The sequence below is a fragment of the Shimia abyssi genome (genome assembly GCF_003014475.1).
GTDB lineage: Bacteria > Pseudomonadota > Alphaproteobacteria > Rhodobacterales > Rhodobacteraceae > Shimia > Shimia abyssi.
Map to the genome: position 1 here is coordinate 176,166 of NZ_PYGJ01000006.1, position 14,723 is coordinate 190,888.

15 protein-coding genes are annotated in these 14,723 nt (G+C 56.6%); 11 read left to right on the forward strand and 4 right to left on the reverse strand.

Annotated elements, in window-relative coordinates:
- The first annotated feature begins 206 nt into the window (after nucleotides 1–206).
- The 6 genes from CLV88_RS12080 to CLV88_RS12105 all read left to right on the forward strand — a co-directional run bounded on the left by CLV88_RS12080 (nucleotide 207) and on the right by CLV88_RS12105 (nucleotide 4,567).
- Nucleotides 207–908 (forward strand): corrinoid protein, encoded by a 702-nt coding sequence (locus tag CLV88_RS12080; RefSeq protein ID WP_106608650.1) that lies wholly within the window; start codon nucleotides 207–209, stop codon nucleotides 906–908.
- Complete coding sequence (locus CLV88_RS12085) at nucleotides 905–1,447, forward strand: GNAT family N-acetyltransferase (protein ID WP_106608651.1); 543 nt, start codon at nucleotides 905–907, stop codon at nucleotides 1,445–1,447. Before CLV88_RS12080 ends, CLV88_RS12085 begins: the two co-directional genes overlap by 4 nt.
- Nucleotides 1,444–2,082 (forward strand): DUF1638 domain-containing protein, encoded by a 639-nt coding sequence (locus CLV88_RS12090; protein ID WP_106608652.1) that lies wholly within the window; start codon nucleotides 1,444–1,446, stop codon nucleotides 2,080–2,082. The genes CLV88_RS12085 and CLV88_RS12090 overlap by 4 nt, the downstream gene beginning before the upstream one ends.
- A gap of 185 nt (nucleotides 2,083–2,267) precedes the next feature.
- Complete coding sequence (locus CLV88_RS12095; protein ID WP_106608653.1) at nucleotides 2,268–2,573, forward strand: PepSY domain-containing protein; 306 nt, start codon at nucleotides 2,268–2,270, stop codon at nucleotides 2,571–2,573.
- A 163-nt stretch (nucleotides 2,574–2,736) separates the two neighbouring features.
- Nucleotides 2,737–3,246, forward strand: a complete 510-nt coding sequence (locus tag CLV88_RS12100; protein WP_106608654.1) for a helix-turn-helix transcriptional regulator — start codon at nucleotides 2,737–2,739, stop codon at nucleotides 3,244–3,246.
- Between the two features lie 10 nt (nucleotides 3,247–3,256).
- On the forward strand, nucleotides 3,257–4,567 hold the full coding sequence (locus CLV88_RS12105) for a ferredoxin reductase family protein (protein WP_106608655.1): 1,311 nt from the start codon (nucleotides 3,257–3,259) through the stop codon (nucleotides 4,565–4,567).
- A gap of 90 nt (nucleotides 4,568–4,657) precedes the next feature.
- Here CLV88_RS12105 and CLV88_RS12110 read toward each other — a convergent pair whose 3' ends face one another.
- The gene (locus tag CLV88_RS12110) at nucleotides 4,658–6,421 is read right to left on the reverse strand and encodes a sulfotransferase (protein ID WP_165798880.1); all 1,764 of its coding nucleotides are present in this window, start codon (nucleotides 6,419–6,421) and stop codon (nucleotides 4,658–4,660) included.
- 35 nt (nucleotides 6,422–6,456) lie between these two features.
- Nucleotides 6,457–7,080, reverse strand: a complete 624-nt coding sequence (locus CLV88_RS12115; RefSeq protein ID WP_106608657.1) for a helix-turn-helix domain-containing protein — start codon at nucleotides 7,078–7,080, stop codon at nucleotides 6,457–6,459.
- A gap of 66 nt (nucleotides 7,081–7,146) precedes the next feature.
- On the opposite strand from CLV88_RS12115, the gene CLV88_RS12120 reads away from it, so the two are divergent.
- From CLV88_RS12120 to CLV88_RS12140, 5 genes are read left to right on the forward strand one after another with little or no spacing between them, the layout of a single operon-like run.
- The gene (locus CLV88_RS12120) at nucleotides 7,147–8,661 is read left to right on the forward strand and encodes a class I adenylate-forming enzyme family protein (RefSeq protein ID WP_106608658.1); all 1,515 of its coding nucleotides are present in this window, start codon (nucleotides 7,147–7,149) and stop codon (nucleotides 8,659–8,661) included.
- A gap of 3 nt (nucleotides 8,662–8,664) precedes the next feature.
- Complete coding sequence (locus CLV88_RS12125; RefSeq protein ID WP_106608659.1) at nucleotides 8,665–9,306, forward strand: DsbA family oxidoreductase; 642 nt, start codon at nucleotides 8,665–8,667, stop codon at nucleotides 9,304–9,306.
- Nucleotides 9,303–9,683, forward strand: coding sequence for a potassium channel family protein (locus tag CLV88_RS12130; protein ID WP_106608660.1), 381 nt, complete (start codon nucleotides 9,303–9,305; stop codon nucleotides 9,681–9,683). Before CLV88_RS12125 ends, CLV88_RS12130 begins: the two co-directional genes overlap by 4 nt.
- Complete coding sequence (locus CLV88_RS12135; RefSeq protein WP_243403649.1) at nucleotides 9,661–10,890, forward strand: multidrug effflux MFS transporter; 1,230 nt, start codon at nucleotides 9,661–9,663, stop codon at nucleotides 10,888–10,890. The genes CLV88_RS12130 and CLV88_RS12135 overlap by 23 nt, the downstream gene beginning before the upstream one ends.
- Before the next feature lie 41 nt (nucleotides 10,891–10,931).
- Entirely contained in the window at nucleotides 10,932–12,602 is a 1,671-nt protein-coding gene (locus CLV88_RS12140) for a tetratricopeptide repeat protein (protein WP_106608662.1), read from the forward strand.
- 178 nt (nucleotides 12,603–12,780) lie between these two features.
- Here CLV88_RS12140 and CLV88_RS12145 read toward each other — a convergent pair whose 3' ends face one another.
- Together CLV88_RS12145 and CLV88_RS12150 are read right to left on the reverse strand one after the other, a co-directional pair.
- Nucleotides 12,781–13,176, reverse strand: a complete 396-nt coding sequence (locus CLV88_RS12145) for a nuclear transport factor 2 family protein (RefSeq protein ID WP_106608663.1) — start codon at nucleotides 13,174–13,176, stop codon at nucleotides 12,781–12,783.
- A 293-nt stretch (nucleotides 13,177–13,469) separates the two neighbouring features.
- Nucleotides 13,470–14,357: an NAD(P)-dependent oxidoreductase gene (locus CLV88_RS12150; RefSeq protein ID WP_279338348.1), complete on the reverse strand. Its 888-nt coding sequence runs from the start codon at nucleotides 14,355–14,357 to the stop codon at nucleotides 13,470–13,472.
- Nucleotides 14,358–14,723: the final 366 nt, after the last annotated feature.

Below are 14,723 nucleotides of genomic sequence, written 5' to 3' on the forward strand. Positions count from 1 at the left end.
GGCATTTTAGAACAAAAAGAGAACGAGCGCAACAAACCCCATAATTGACATGCAAAACTTTCACGGCAATGGCGCATTTTTTCACTTACAAGTCGGAACCAGCGTCGGCTATGTCGTTTATCAGACAGTCATTTCGTCCCAATCCGACAAATTGGGGGGGACAAAACGAAACTTAGACGCGCGCGTCGGCTAGCAAGGACTTGGCCATGTCGGAAGAAGAAGAAGACATCATCCTGTCAGAACTTGATGACGAAGAACTCGTCCAACAGATGTTCGATGATCTCTACGATGGTCTCAAAGAAGAGATCGAAGAAGGGGTCAACATTCTGCTGGAACGTGGATGGCAACCATACGATGTTCTGACCAAGGCTCTGGTTGGCGGCATGACAATCGTTGGCGCAGATTTCCGTGACGGTATCCTGTTTGTACCTGAGGTACTCTTGGCTGCAAACGCGATGAAGGGTGGCATGTTCATCCTGAAACCGCTGCTTGCAGAAACCGGCGCGCCTCGCGTTGGCAAGATGGTGATCGGCACGGTCAAAGGCGACATTCACGACATCGGCAAAAACCTCGTGTCCATGATGATGGAAGGCGCAGGTTTCGAAGTGGTCGATCTGGGCATCAACAACCCGGTTGAGAACTACCTCGAAGCGCTGGAAAGCGAAGAGCCTGATATCCTGGGTATGTCAGCCCTGCTAACCACCACAATGCCTTACATGAAGGTCGTGATCGACACGATGGTCGAACAGGGCATTCGCGATGACTATATCGTCCTCGTGGGTGGCGCACCACTGAACGAAGAGTTCGGCAAAGCCATCGGTGCTGATGCATATTGCCGTGACGCGGCTGTTGCGGTGGAAACCGCCAAGGAATTCGTGTCGCGCAAACACAACCAATTGGCAGGATGAGCTGGGGCGGATGCGATCCGCAGCCCATTCTAAAGGGCCGCAGTTTAACGCTGCGGCCTTTGTCGTCTCTCGACCGCGAACCACTCTTCGCAGCGGCCTCTGATCCTGAAATCTGGCGCCAGCACCCGGCACATGATCGCCATATCCGGTCCGTATTCGACCCATATTTCGATTTCCTGTTGTCCCGAAAAACCGCGCTTGTTGTAATGGAAGGCGTCCGAAAAACCATCATCGGCACATCCAGCTTTTACCTCACCCCGGAATCCCCGCCCTGCGCGTCCATCGGCTTTACCTTTCTGGCGCGCGCCTATTGGGGTGGCCCCGCTAACCGCGAGATGAAAGACCTGATGTTCGCACATCTGTTCAACAGCTTTGATGCCGTCTGGCTGCATGTTGATCCCGCCAACACCCGTTCGCGTAAAGCCACCGAAAAACTGGGCGCTGTCTATATCGATGAGCGCACCCTTGATCTGGGCCCCGGCCCGGCCCCGTTCAGCACCTATCGCCTCGACCACGCCAAATGGACACCTGCGTCATGATCCCCAGCGACACCACTCTCACCAAAGACGGTCTTCAGGCCACTGGAAAAGGCCGTATCCTGCTTTTGGCCTGCGGTGCGCTGGCGCGTGAAATCATCGACCTCAAGACAGCCAATGGCTGGGACCATATGGATCTCACATGCCTACCGGCGATCTTCCATATCCACCCCAAAAAAATCCCCGGTGCCGTACGCGCCGCGGTCGAAAAACACCGCGACTCTTATGACGACATTTTTGTGGTCTACGCCGATTGCGGCACGGGCGGCATATTACAATCCACCTGCGCTGAACTGGGTGTTGAGATGGTCGAAGGCCCGCATTGCTACAGCTTCTTTGAGGGCAACGACCGCTTTGCCGAAATCTCGGAAACCGAATTCACCGCCTTTTACCTGACGGATTTTCTGGTCCGCCAATTTGATGCCTTCATCTGGAAACCCATGGGGCTGGACCGGCACCCCGAACTGATCGACATGTATTTTGGAAACTACGAAAAACTTATCTATCAGGCTCAGATTGATGACCAGGCCCTCACCGAAAAGGCGCAGGCATGTGCAGACCGCCTCGGCCTCGCCTTTGAACGCCGCTTCACCGGGTACGGTGATCTTGAGTCAACTCTGGCCAAATTGCGCGAGTGATCCGCCTCCAGAGCGCAGAGTTGCTCAAAATCCGAAAAATCAGGACATTTCAATAAAATAAGGCATAAACCTTTGGCCTAAGCCGCCGGAATTCGACCCAAAGTCCAATTCATATCGGCCCCATTCCTGCTCAGGTTTGGTCAACCGCAATCACTGCGGGACCCAAGAACCTGAAAGGAAATACCATGAAAGATAACGTCAAAGCTCTCGCCCTCTCCTGCCTTTTGATCCCTGGCGCGGCATTTGCGCAGATCAACGTGGGTGACACGGTTGGTTCAACCGAAACCGATATTCTCGCCGCGCTAGAGGCCCAAGGCTACACATCCATGGAAATCGAGTTCGAAGACGACGAAATCGAAGTCGAGGCCATGCTGGACGGACAGGAATACGAAATCGAAATTTCGCCCGAAACCGGCGACGTTCTTGCGATCAACCTCGAAGACGAGGAAGAGGATGACGACGAAGATGAGGAGGACGAAACCGACAGCTAAACCGATCGTCATCTTCACGCAGCGTGCCCTCATGCGCACCGCATCCCACCTCGTGCCACTTTGGCGACGTTGCAAAATGCGGATGACGCGCAAATTGCTCTAACAATTTGTCGATGCGCCCTCTAAGAAAGGGCGCATCATTGCCCATCAAGGGAGAATAGCCATGTCACGCGCCACAATCCTCTGGTCACTGTTTGCAGTGCAGGCAATCTGCTGCGCCTATTTCCTGCTGGACACCACGTGGGACATGCTTTGGCCGACCTCTCCAAATATCATTGCCGAAAGCGATCTCTTCGAGGCGCTTGTCACGCTCGCCCTGCTCTTTGGCCTCGCCTTTACGGGCAACGAATTGCGCCACCTGCTCAGCCGTCACACCCATCTGGAAGACCAGATCAAAGTTGCCTCGGGCGCGTTTGGCGATGTGCTGGAAACACGCTTTATCGACTGGGAGCTAACCGGCGCGGAACGCGAAGTGGCCATTCTGGCCATCAAAGGTTTTTCCATCGCCGAAATGGCCGACCTGCGCGACACCAAACAGGGCACGATCAAAGCGCAATGCGCCTCTGTTTACAAAAAGGCCGACGTCAGCGGCCGCCTGCAACTTCTCAGCGTTTTTCTCGACGACCTTCTGGCCGACGACCTTGTAAAAACCGCTCATAAAACCGCGATCTAAGGACCCCCCAATGAACCCAATCGGATTGATTTTGATTGCTGGGACCACTTTGTTTCCCGCATTCCAGCTCTTTGCCCTGCCCAACGTCAGCGACCAGACTGCGCTGTTTTCGCAATATCTCGGGCTGGCTGCGCTTATCCTGATGGCATGGGGCCAGATCCTCTCGACCCGCCTGCCGGGTATCGAGGCGCTGTTTGGCGGATTGGACCGAGTCTATGTACTACACAAATGGGCTGGCATCATCGCCATGGCCGCTATTCTGCTGCACGACACAATCGACGCCGAAATGCGCGGGCTGGGCCGTGAAACCGCCCTGACCGAGCTGGCCGAAACACTGGGCGAGATCAGCCTCTATGGCCTTTTGATCCTCGTTGTCATCTCCATCGCCACATTCATTCCCTACCACCTGTGGAAATGGACCCACAAAGGCATGGGCGCACTCTTTGCCTTTGGGGCGTTTCACTTTGTGTTCATCATGAAACCCTTTGCCATGTCCGACCCTGCCGGTCTCTTCACCGGGGCCTTCTGCGTCGCCGGGATCGCGGCTTATGCCTGGATGCTTTTGCCCGAAAGGTTGCGCCCCTCGCGCGGCTATGAGATTGCCGCGTTAGACCAGACCGGCGGCGCGCTGGCGATCACTCTGAAACCGCGCAAAAAGGGTATCAAACCCCTGCCCGGTCAATTCGGCGTCCTGCGATTTACCGGCGCAGGCAAGGGCGAACCCCACCCGTTCAGCTTTTCCGCGATTGAGCCTGACGGCACCCTGCGCGTCACGATCAAGGCTTTGGGTGATTTCACCTATGGCTTGGGAAAATCGCTGAAAACTGGCCAGGAAGTCCAGGTTCAAGGCCCCTTTGGCCGCTTTCGCCTTGCCGGTAAAAAACGTCAGGTCTGGGTCGCGGGCGGTATCGGCATCACCCCATTCCTGGCTTGGGCCAACGCGCTGGACGCATCCGCACCGCAAGTTGACCTGTTCTACTGCGTCAAATCCCGCGGCGCAGCACCTCATCTGGACGAGCTTGAAAAGATTGCCAAATCCAAATCCAACTTCAACCTGCACGTCATCGCATCCGGCGAAGGCAAACGTCTCTCGGCGGACATGATCGCGGATGCGGTCAATGGCGACCTCGCAAGCGCCAAAGTCTCATTCTGCGGCCCCACCACCTTGCGTGAAGCGCTGCGAACTGGTCTGCGCCGTCACGGCGTGACCCCGCGCAACTTCCACTTCGAAGAATTCGAATTCCGCACCGGCATTGGCCTCAAACGCCTTGCCGCATGGGTGCTCAAGCGAAAACAGCTGGCCAGACTGGCTCCCAACTGATCTTGCAGAGTACGCCTTCCAACAAGGCGTACTCTTCTCCGCCGCATGACTGGCTCAATCTTTCGACAAAGCCGGCTCTCATGGGTCGACCTATTGCCCGTACCCAATTGCGACCTTCAAATCACCCAGATAAGCTTCATATCGCCGCCACTCCTGCGAACTGCCTTGGTACACTCTTTGGCGCACTTGCGACATGCTGGCGGTATTTGCCGCCCGGCGGTTTTCGTGAAAATCCAGACACCCCGTTTCAAATGCAAGTCCACAACGATCAAGCAAATGTCTTGTTCCCTGCTCCGGATCGCGTGTAAACGCGTCATAATCCAGATCAAAGATGCGTCCGGGAAACCTCTTGCGCCAAAACGCCATTATGTCGGTGTAAGAGTTAAAAAACGCGGCGATGTCTTTGGCATCATAGGCAAAAGACAGCAATTCACCTGCAAAGTGATGGCGGTAAATTGACCAACAGATCGCCATTGGGTCGCGAACCATGTTGATAACACTCGCCTCTGGAAACGCGGCAAGAACGACACCTAGATACCTGAAATTCAACAGATTTTTGTCTGTGATGACGCGCGCACCCTTGGTCGAAGTCTGAAGCTTACCCAGATAAGCGTCCCTGATATCGTGCAACAGAGCTTTGTCGAAAATGACAGGTCGTTGCGCGAATTCGCTTACTGCGCGCTGCATGATCGTAGACAGATACCCAATTTCGCCCGCTGCGTGCACTTCAGAATGACTGTCCAGAACCTGTTCAATCAGACTGCTGCCGGATCTCGGCATCCCGACGATGAAAACAGGTTTAACCGGGCTGTTCCGTAGTTCAGGCAGCACCAACCGGGCGAACCCATCGGCTTCAAAGGGGCGTTTTATCTGCGTCAGCAACGCGCGATGCGCTGCCATATCAAACGGCCGCATGTCATGCATCAACTTATTGGCGGCGCTGTAGTTTTCAAAGGATTCGCTTAACGCGCCACTGTCCCCAAGCGCCTTGCCCAAAGCAAAGTGAATTTGAGCCTTATCAGTCAGCGGCGTCTTTTCAGTCTGCACCACGCTTTGCATCTTCTTGACAAGCGGTTCGTGTGACTGAAATGTTTTTACGCCGGCAATCTGCAAATACGGCAACCCCGCTTCCGGTTTTAACTCAATCGCGGCCTCGTAATTGGCAATAGCGTCTTCCTTGCGCCCCATGGCGGCAAGCAAATCACCAAGATCGACGCGCGCCTCTATATCATGAGGTGCGCGCTCCAACGCGCTTTCGAATGCGGCGATGGCCTCGTCGTATCGGCCTTGTTCGCGATATGCATGCGCCAAAGTGCAGATCGCGCCAATGTTTCCGCCGGTGCGCCCTTCTAACGTGGAAATGGCAACCGCACTTTCGCCTATCTGGTGATGCACCAAGCCCAATAGCCATATTGCCTGCTCATTTTCCGGCTCGACCTGCAACACGCGTCGGTAGAGCGCCAAAGCATCCGCATAGTTCCTTTGCGCACGGGCGCTCTCGGCTTGGCGCATCATTTGGCTGACCGACAAACTGTCGGGCACGTGTGCCCCCCGCGCCACCGGCGCAGCGCGTTTTACGCTCTCCGGCATTGCCAATGGATCGCTAATGCCGGAAATCCTACCCAAAGCTGCGTTTAGCTGCGGACCGCGAGCCGCTACCGCGTCCATCTCAGCATCGACCGTTAGTCCAACTGAGCCTCCGCTCAGCCTTTTGACACCGGCCTTGGCCTTCGCATTCCCCGGAAAACGCTCCAAGATCGACTGATAAACCTCTAATGCGGCACGGCTCTGACCAGCCTTTTCAGCAACCGTTGCCACGCGTAACCGTTCACTTAGCTTAAACGTTTTACTCACCAAGTTGCCCCGCCAACATTCTCAGTTCAGGATTTTCACGTCAAAGACGTGACCCACAGGATCGTTGCATCCTCGTCGCTGACCGACACCACATTATGCCCCATCGCGCCGTCATAATAAGCGCTGTCGCCGCGGCGCATTTCGACCGGTTCATAAAACTCGGTATAAAGCCGGATCACCCCGGTCAGCACATACAGAAACTCTTCACCGTCATGGCGCACCCAGCCGTCGAATTCGTCGATCGCCCGTGCCCGAACACGCGCGCGATAGGGCAGCATCGTTTTTTTGCGCAGACTTTCGGCCAGCAACTCGTGCTCATAGGTCGTGGTTGCCTGATGCACACCCTCACCGGTTTTGACCACCGACATGCGCCCCAGCACCTGATCCTTCTTGGCAGCAGTAAACAGCTGCGGTACCGAAATCTCCAGCCCCACCGCCAGCTTCTTGAGAGCCTCATAAGTGGGTGACATCTGACCATTCTCGATCTTAGAGAGGGTCGAACGCGCCAAACCGGCCTGTTTGGCCGCCTGTTCCAGCGTCCAGCCGTGCGCCTTTCGCAATTCTCTTACGCGGATACCAAGATCAAGCGGTTCCACATGTTCTTCATCGCCACGCTCACGTGCGATACGGACCATCGATTTGGACTTCTGTGCACTCATGCCCGCGCTTCTAACGCGACCCCACGTCCACTTGCAACCGACCGGTGCCCACAATAGCTAGGGGTCATGCTATCTCTTTTTGACCAAGGCCCGCCCTCCGCCTGCCCAAACCCGTTCAACATGGCCGCCCATGTGCTGGCCCATGCCGATGCACAGGCCGACAAAACCGCGCTCGCAGTGTTGTCGCTCTCCAGCATACAGCGTTGGAGCTATGCGGACCTCAGACAGGCCGTGCTGGGCACCGGGACTGGCCTGTTGGAACTGGGACTAAAACCCGGCGACCGGGTGCTGATGCGCCTTGGCAATACGGTGGAATTTCCTATTGCCTACCTTGGTGCCATCGCCGTCGGGTTGATCCCTGTCCCCACCTCGTCGCAACTTACGTCCGGCGAAGTTGACAAAATGCTGCCAGATCTTAACCCGCGCGCGATATTGCGCGACCCGGCCGTCGCCTGCCCGCAAACGCCAACCATCCCACAGATCCTGCCGGAACAACTTGCAGAGATGCACAACCTGCCACCCGCCAGCTATGACATGGGCGACCCGGAGCGTATGGCTTATATCATCTACACCTCCGGCACCTCGGGCAATCCACGGGCCGTGTGCCACGCGCACCGCGCAATCTGGGCGCGCCAGATGATGCATCAGGGTTGGTATGGCCTTACCGCCTCTGACCGTCTGATGCACGCGGGGGCCTTTAACTGGACCTATACGCTTGGCACCGGTCTTATGGATCCCTGGTCGGTTGGGGCCACCGCCCTGATCCCCGGTGCAGATGTTAACATCACTGCATTACCCCGGTTGCTCAAACAGCACGAGGCCAGCATTTTTGCCGCCGCCCCCGGTGTGTACCGCAAAATGCTGCACGACCATCCAGATCTGCACTTGCCTACTCTGCGCCACGGCCTCACCGCCGGAGAGAAACTCTCGGATACGATCCGCGACGATTGGAAAACTGCCACCAACACATCGCTTTACGAGGCCTATGGCATGTCGGAATGTTCCACCTTCATCTCCTCCAGCCCGGCCAACCCGGCGCCGGACGGGACGCTTGGAACCCCACAACCCGGTCGTCGCGTTGCCATCGTCGACGAAACCGGCCCAGTGCCTATCGGGACCGAAGGCACCATTGCCGTGCATAAATCCGATCCGGGTCTGATGCTCGGCTATCTCAACGCCCCCGAAGACACCGCTGCGCGCTATCAAGGCGGCTGGTTCCTGACCGGCGATCAGGGCGTGATGGCCCAGACACACGCTATTGCTTACGCCGGGCGCGACGACGATATGATGAATGCCGGCGGCTACCGGGTTTCCCCGCTCGAGGTAGAAGCCACCCTGTCCCGCTATCCCGGCATCACTGCCGTCGCCGTCACCGACGTCGAGATCAAACAGGACGTGCGCATGATCGCCGCCTTTTACACATCCATCGATGAACTGGACGAAACCGCGTTGAACGCGTATGCCACGTCGAACCTGGCCCGCTACAAGCAGCCCAAACTCTTTCAACGGCGCGACGCCCTGCCAACCAACCCAAACGGCAAACTCAGCCGCCGCGCCCTGCGCGAGACATTCAAGGCCTGACCCATGATCAAACTTGACATCCTCTCTGACCCAATCTGCCCTTGGTGCTATATCGGCAAAACCCGTCTGGAACAGGCGCTGGCCGCCGAAGAGACACCCCCCTTTGCCATCGAATGGCACCCATTCCAGCTTAACCCCGACATGCCCGCCGGGGGCATGGACCGGCGCGAATATCTTGAGCGCAAGTTCGGCGGCAAAGAAAACGCCGTGCGTGTCTATGCCGAGATCGAACGCCACGCGCTCGAAGACGGGCTGGAAATCGACTTTGCCGCGATCAAGCGCACCCCCAACACCATCGATGCCCACCGCCTGATCCACTGGGCCGGGATCGAGGGCAAGCAGAACGGCATCGTAAACGCCCTGTTCAACGCCTATTTCAAGGACGGGCGCGACATTGGTGACCGCGAGGTTCTGTGCGACATCGCTGACGGCGTTGGCATGGACGCGGCTGTTGTGGGCAAATTGCTCGCTTCGGATGCGGATATCGACACCATCCAGAAACGCGATGCCCATAGCCGCGAAATGGGTGTCAGCTCGGTCCCCACTTTCATCGTCGCCAATCAACACGCCGTGCCCGGCGCACAGCCTGCCGAACTCTGGACCAAGGTGATCAACGAATTGCGAGATCAACAGGCCGCCGAATGACCACCTGGGAACGACTGCTGACCCTGCTCCTTCTGCTCACGCCGGTTATCATCGGGGGCACGGTGTTTTTTCACTTTGTCGAAGGCTGGAGCTGGGTCGACAGCTATTTCTTTTCTGTTGTCACGCTTTCAACCGTAGGTTACGGATCGATTGTGCCGGCCACGACATTGGGCAAGATTGGCACGACAATCTACATTTTTCTGGGCCTTGGCATATTTGCCTTTGTGATCCAGCAGATCGGTCACATAGCGGCCGAAAAACGGGCGACGCATACCGAATGGCTCATTGCGCGGCTTGGACATCACAAGGTCACACAAGAGCCCGAGGCCGATAACAAAGACGATAAACCGCCAAATGAGCACGCAAACGACCCCTAAATCACCAATGTCCCGCCCCGAATTCATCGCCATGTGCGCGATGTTATTTGCCACAATCGCGTTCTCAATCGATGCCATGCTGCCAGCCCTGCCCGAAATCGGCCAGGAACTCAGCCCTGAAAACCTCAACCGTGCACAGCTGATCCTGACCAGCTTTGTATTGGGTATGGGGATCGGTACCTTCTTTACCGGCCCACTCTCTGACCGCTTTGGGCGCAAGCCTGTGCTGATCGGTGGTGCCATGCTTTATACCGTTTGTGCCTTTGTGGCATGGCGCAGCCAGACACTAGAGACCGTGCTGATTGCGCGCATGGTTCAGGGCATCGGTGCCGCTGGCCCCCGCATCGTAACCATGGCCATCATCCGCGATATGTTCTCAGGCCGGGAAATGGCGCGTATCGTGTCCTTTGCCATGATGATCTTTACCATCGTTCCCGCCTTCGCCCCCGCACTTGGCGCCGTCATCATTGATTTCGCAGGCTGGCGCAGCATCTTTGTCTCATTCATGGTGTTCTCCATCATCACTGCGCTCTGGGTCGCCATTCGTCAGCCCGAACCGCTTGCCATCGAAAACCGGCGCCCCTTTTCTCTGTCCCGCCTGATCGCAGCGGTCTCTGAAATGTGGGCCATCCCCGCGGTGCGCATCTCCATCCTTGTCCAAAGCCTGATTTTTGGCGTGCTCTTTGCCGTCATCAGCTCGGTCCAGCAAATCTACGATATCTCATTTGAACATGGCCACGACTTCCACCTCTGGTTCGCCGGGGTCGCGCTGATCTCTGGATCTGCCAGCTTTCTCAACGCGCGCCTCGTGATGCGACTGGGGATGCGCTATCTGATTACCGTCACCAAAGGTGCACAGATCCTCTTTGCCGCAGCCATGGTGCTGGCCACAATGATCCTGCCATTGGGTGAAACCCTGTTCTATGTGTTTGTTTTCTGGCAACTCACCGTTTTCTTCTCTATCGGCATGACCATCGGCAACTTGAACGCCCTCGCGATGGAGCCTTTGGGCCACATGGCGGGTACCGCTGCCAGCGTCATGGGCGCAATCGCCACCATCGCCGGTGCCGCCATTGCCATGCCCATCGGTCTGGCCTTTGACGGCACACCTTTGCCACTTGCGCTGTCCACAACTATCTGTTCGGCATTTGGCTTCTGGCTGATGCTGCGCATGAAACACATCGAACAAGGTCAAGCGACGACCTAACATGTGCTATCCTCTCTCTGCACCACGGGGAGAGGCACAGAATGGACGGCTACGCATATGATCTCGGGCAGTATTCTCTGCCTGTCACAACCAGCAACGCACAGGCTCAGACTTGGTTCAACCGTGGCCTGAACTGGATGTTCGACTACAACCACGAAGAGGCTGTGACCTGCTTTCAAAAGGCGGTCGAACAGGATCCGCGCTGCGCCATGGCTCAATGGGGCGTCGCTTATGCGGCGGGTCCGAACTACAATATGGAATGGCAGCATTTCGATGATGCGGGCCGCACCGAGGCGTTGGCCACCAGCCATGCCGCCACGCAGGCCGCCATAGCCCTGATCGATAGCGCCACCCCGACCGAGGCTGCTCTGATCGCCGCCCTGCCCTCGCGCTATCCGCAGGCCGAGATCACCGACCTTGAGACCATGGTGCGCTGGAACGATGATTTTGCAGCGGCCATGCGCACGGCCTATCAGGCCCATCCCGACAATCTTGACGTCGCTACTATCTTCGCTGAGGCGCTGCTGAACCGTCACCCGTGGAACATGTGGAACCTGCCCGCCGCAGTGCCCACCGACGGGGCCGATACGATCGAATGCCAAGCCCTTCTGGAGCGGGCGATGCAGAACAACACCGCCGCCATGCGCCACCCCGGCCTGCTGCACCTCTATGTGCACCTGATGGAGATGTCGCCTTTTCCCGAAAAGGCGCTCAAGGCGGGCGATGCGCTGCGCACGCTCATGCCCGACGGCGGGCACCTGATCCACATGCCCACACATATCGACGTGCTGTGTGGGCATTACGAAAACGTGGTGCGCTGGAACACCGCCGCCACCGTAGCCGACATGAAGTATTTTGAGCGTGAAGGCGCGTTCAACATCTACACCGGCTACCGGCTGCACAATTACCATTTTGTCATCTACGGAGCGATGTTTCTGGGCCAGATCGAACCAGCCCTGGCCGCCAACCAAGGCATTCTCGACACCTGCCCAGAAGAAATGCTGCGCGTCACCTCCCCGCCCATGGCAGACTATTTTGAATCGTTTTGCACGATGTACCCACACATCCTGATCCGCTTTGGCAAATGGCACGAACTGACCCAGCTCGCCCCGCCAACAGACCCTGATCTCTACTGCACCCTCAACGCCTTCACCTACTACGCTCGCGGCGTCGCCCATGCCGCCCTCGGCAATGTCACCAAAGCCGAGGCCGAACAGCGCGCCTTTGAAGACGCCCGCGCTAAGGTGCCCGAAACCAGGCTGATGCATAACAACACCTGGGTTGACCTGCTCGCTATTGCCCACCACATGCTCTTGGGCGAGCTGGAGTATCGCAAGGAAAACTACGACCTCGCCTTTGATCACCTGCGCCGCGCTGTGCACCTCGAGGACAACCTTGCCTATGACGAACCTTGGGGCTGGATGCAGCCCGTGCGCCACGCCCTTGGCGCGCTGCTGTTTGAACAGGGCCACATAGCCGAGGCCGAAGCCGCCTATCGCGAAGATCTTGGCCTTGGTGGTCAGCTTAGCCGCTCCACTGTGCACCCCGACAATATCTGGGCGCTACGCGGCCTGCATGACTGCCTCGTCGCGCGCGGCGACACCGTGGAACTGCCCCTGATCCGCCAACGCCTAGACCTCGCCGAGGCCCGCGCCGACACCACCGTCCGCGCCTCCTGCGCCTGCGCACAGGCCGCCATGTCGGGTGGCTGAAAGGGAGGGCAAATTTGATGGTTAGCTGAAAGGGAGGGCAAATTTGATGGTTGGCTGGGCTGGCCCCGAGGTCAGAAATGCTGCAACGCCACAAAATGAGTTGAATGGCGGCTCTGAGCCCAGATCGGACCTAAGTCACAAGCGCAGCTTTCAGAACGTTGGGAGAGCTAACATACCGTCATGTTCCCGCAACTTGGCGTTCGTAATCCGCACCATCATACCAACCGAGCGACTTGATCACGTTTAGATTGTCATCCAAGTCCCATTCTTCCCAACCAGAGAAGCGAACGTGGTTTCCAGTCTCTTTGTAGTGACCTTCGAACGTCCAAGCGTAAACCATATGATGATCAGCGACGAGAACCGTGTCGAGGCTAAGAACGAGGTCGGGAAAGTCAGCCATGAAACCTGCCACCATATCGCCAATTTGGGATCGGCTCGCCATTGGGTCACCACCGTTAATGATCATGGTTGCTTGCTCTGCATAACGGCCAGCAACAACGTCAGGCGTCTGGTTCGTCCATGCATCGCAATGGCTTTGGGCCATGCTACGGGCTGTGTGCACATCAGGTGTCATCAAAATATCCTACTAAATCGCCATAAAGTATTATTTCAGAAACGTTAATTGGACATTCGCGTGCAATCAAGATTGCATCTCTGAGGGGTTCACCGATGACAGCTTTGTCCTGAACGCGTGCTGTTCGAGTTGCAGGTTAGGACTTGGTTTGTGGCTACCATCATGGCCAGCGGCCACGTGCGCTGCGCAGACTGGCCGGACACAAGCCGGAAGCGGCCTACAGGTCTAACGGGTCGGGACGACGACTCAGAGCGCGAAGCTGAAATCTTTGTTTTCTCGCCTTCTAGGGACGTTCAATGTTTATCTGCGAGCACATCTATGACGGCCGTGAGAGCCTTGTCTTCAAGGCCTTCATCCATGCCTTTTTGCGCCATCTCAACGAACAGGCGAGGCAATTCATCCCGAGCGCCAAGCGCCTCAAAACTTGCGAGAACATCCTCCAGGGCAGCTGCATAGGTCCGCATCGTTGCGGGAGGATCGTCATAGGTAGCCTGCGGTGCTGTTGCAGCGAAATAATCATAGTAAGGCTTCATCATTCCCATCGAAATAGGCACAAGGTCTGAGAAGGTTTGCATGGGAATTCCAGCTTTTTTCGCGGCCAGCGCACCGTAGATCATACCCCACATAAACCCTTGGCGAACCGTAAAAAGGCCCGCGAAAAGTGCCGCCAGCATTCCAGCTTGGTCACCCACATGGACTGAGCTGCCGCCCATGGCTTTGATGATCGGGCCAAGCGTCTCCCATTGTTCATCTGTTCCAACGACGGAGAGCACAGTTTCGCCATCTCCAATCATATGCGGATAAGCGTTAATTATTCCCAACACCCATTTCGCGCCCGCATTTTCAAGCAGGCGCGCCAAGTTTTCCGCTTCTTCGGCGCCTCCGGTTGAGAGCTCAATTATGGTTTTACTCGGCAGGGCATTCGCGGCATTCGTCAGCAGTTCTATCGTCTGCGGATGCGATTTAACGCAGGTGATCGTGACAGGACTGGCAGATAAGGCTTCAGAAACTGTGGTAGCGGCAATTGCTCCTTCAGAAACCAGAGCAGCGGCTTTTTCCGGTGTCCTGTTCCAAACCGTTACTGAACGGCCTACCTTCAACTGCGCTCTCGCTAGTGCCGAGCCCATAGCGCCCAGGCCGATTACTGAAATGTCCGTCATCCTTAACCCCCAAAGAAATATTGCGCACCAAAAGCGTTGCGTTTTTAAATTTACCGAGACGCAATATGTGCTTCGAAATAAGTCACCCTAGTCGACAGACAGCTCGATTCCCTAACTATTTTTGAAACAAATCCACGCAAGGCGGGCACATCGCAATTGCGCCTCCGAAAACCGAGTTACATCAACTTCAGAAGTCATACTTTGATGTCGCCGTGAATGGTTTTGTTGCTCGCACATTAAGTATCAGCCCAGCTTTCAAGTAAGGCACTGCAGTGAACGGCTTCTTAGTCCGGAGGCTGTGTGGAAACTCGGCTGATTGCGATGCCCGTCTGTCTTTACCTGCGTTTTTGCCCGTTTTGGCGTGAGATCGGCATTTCAGCCGACAGA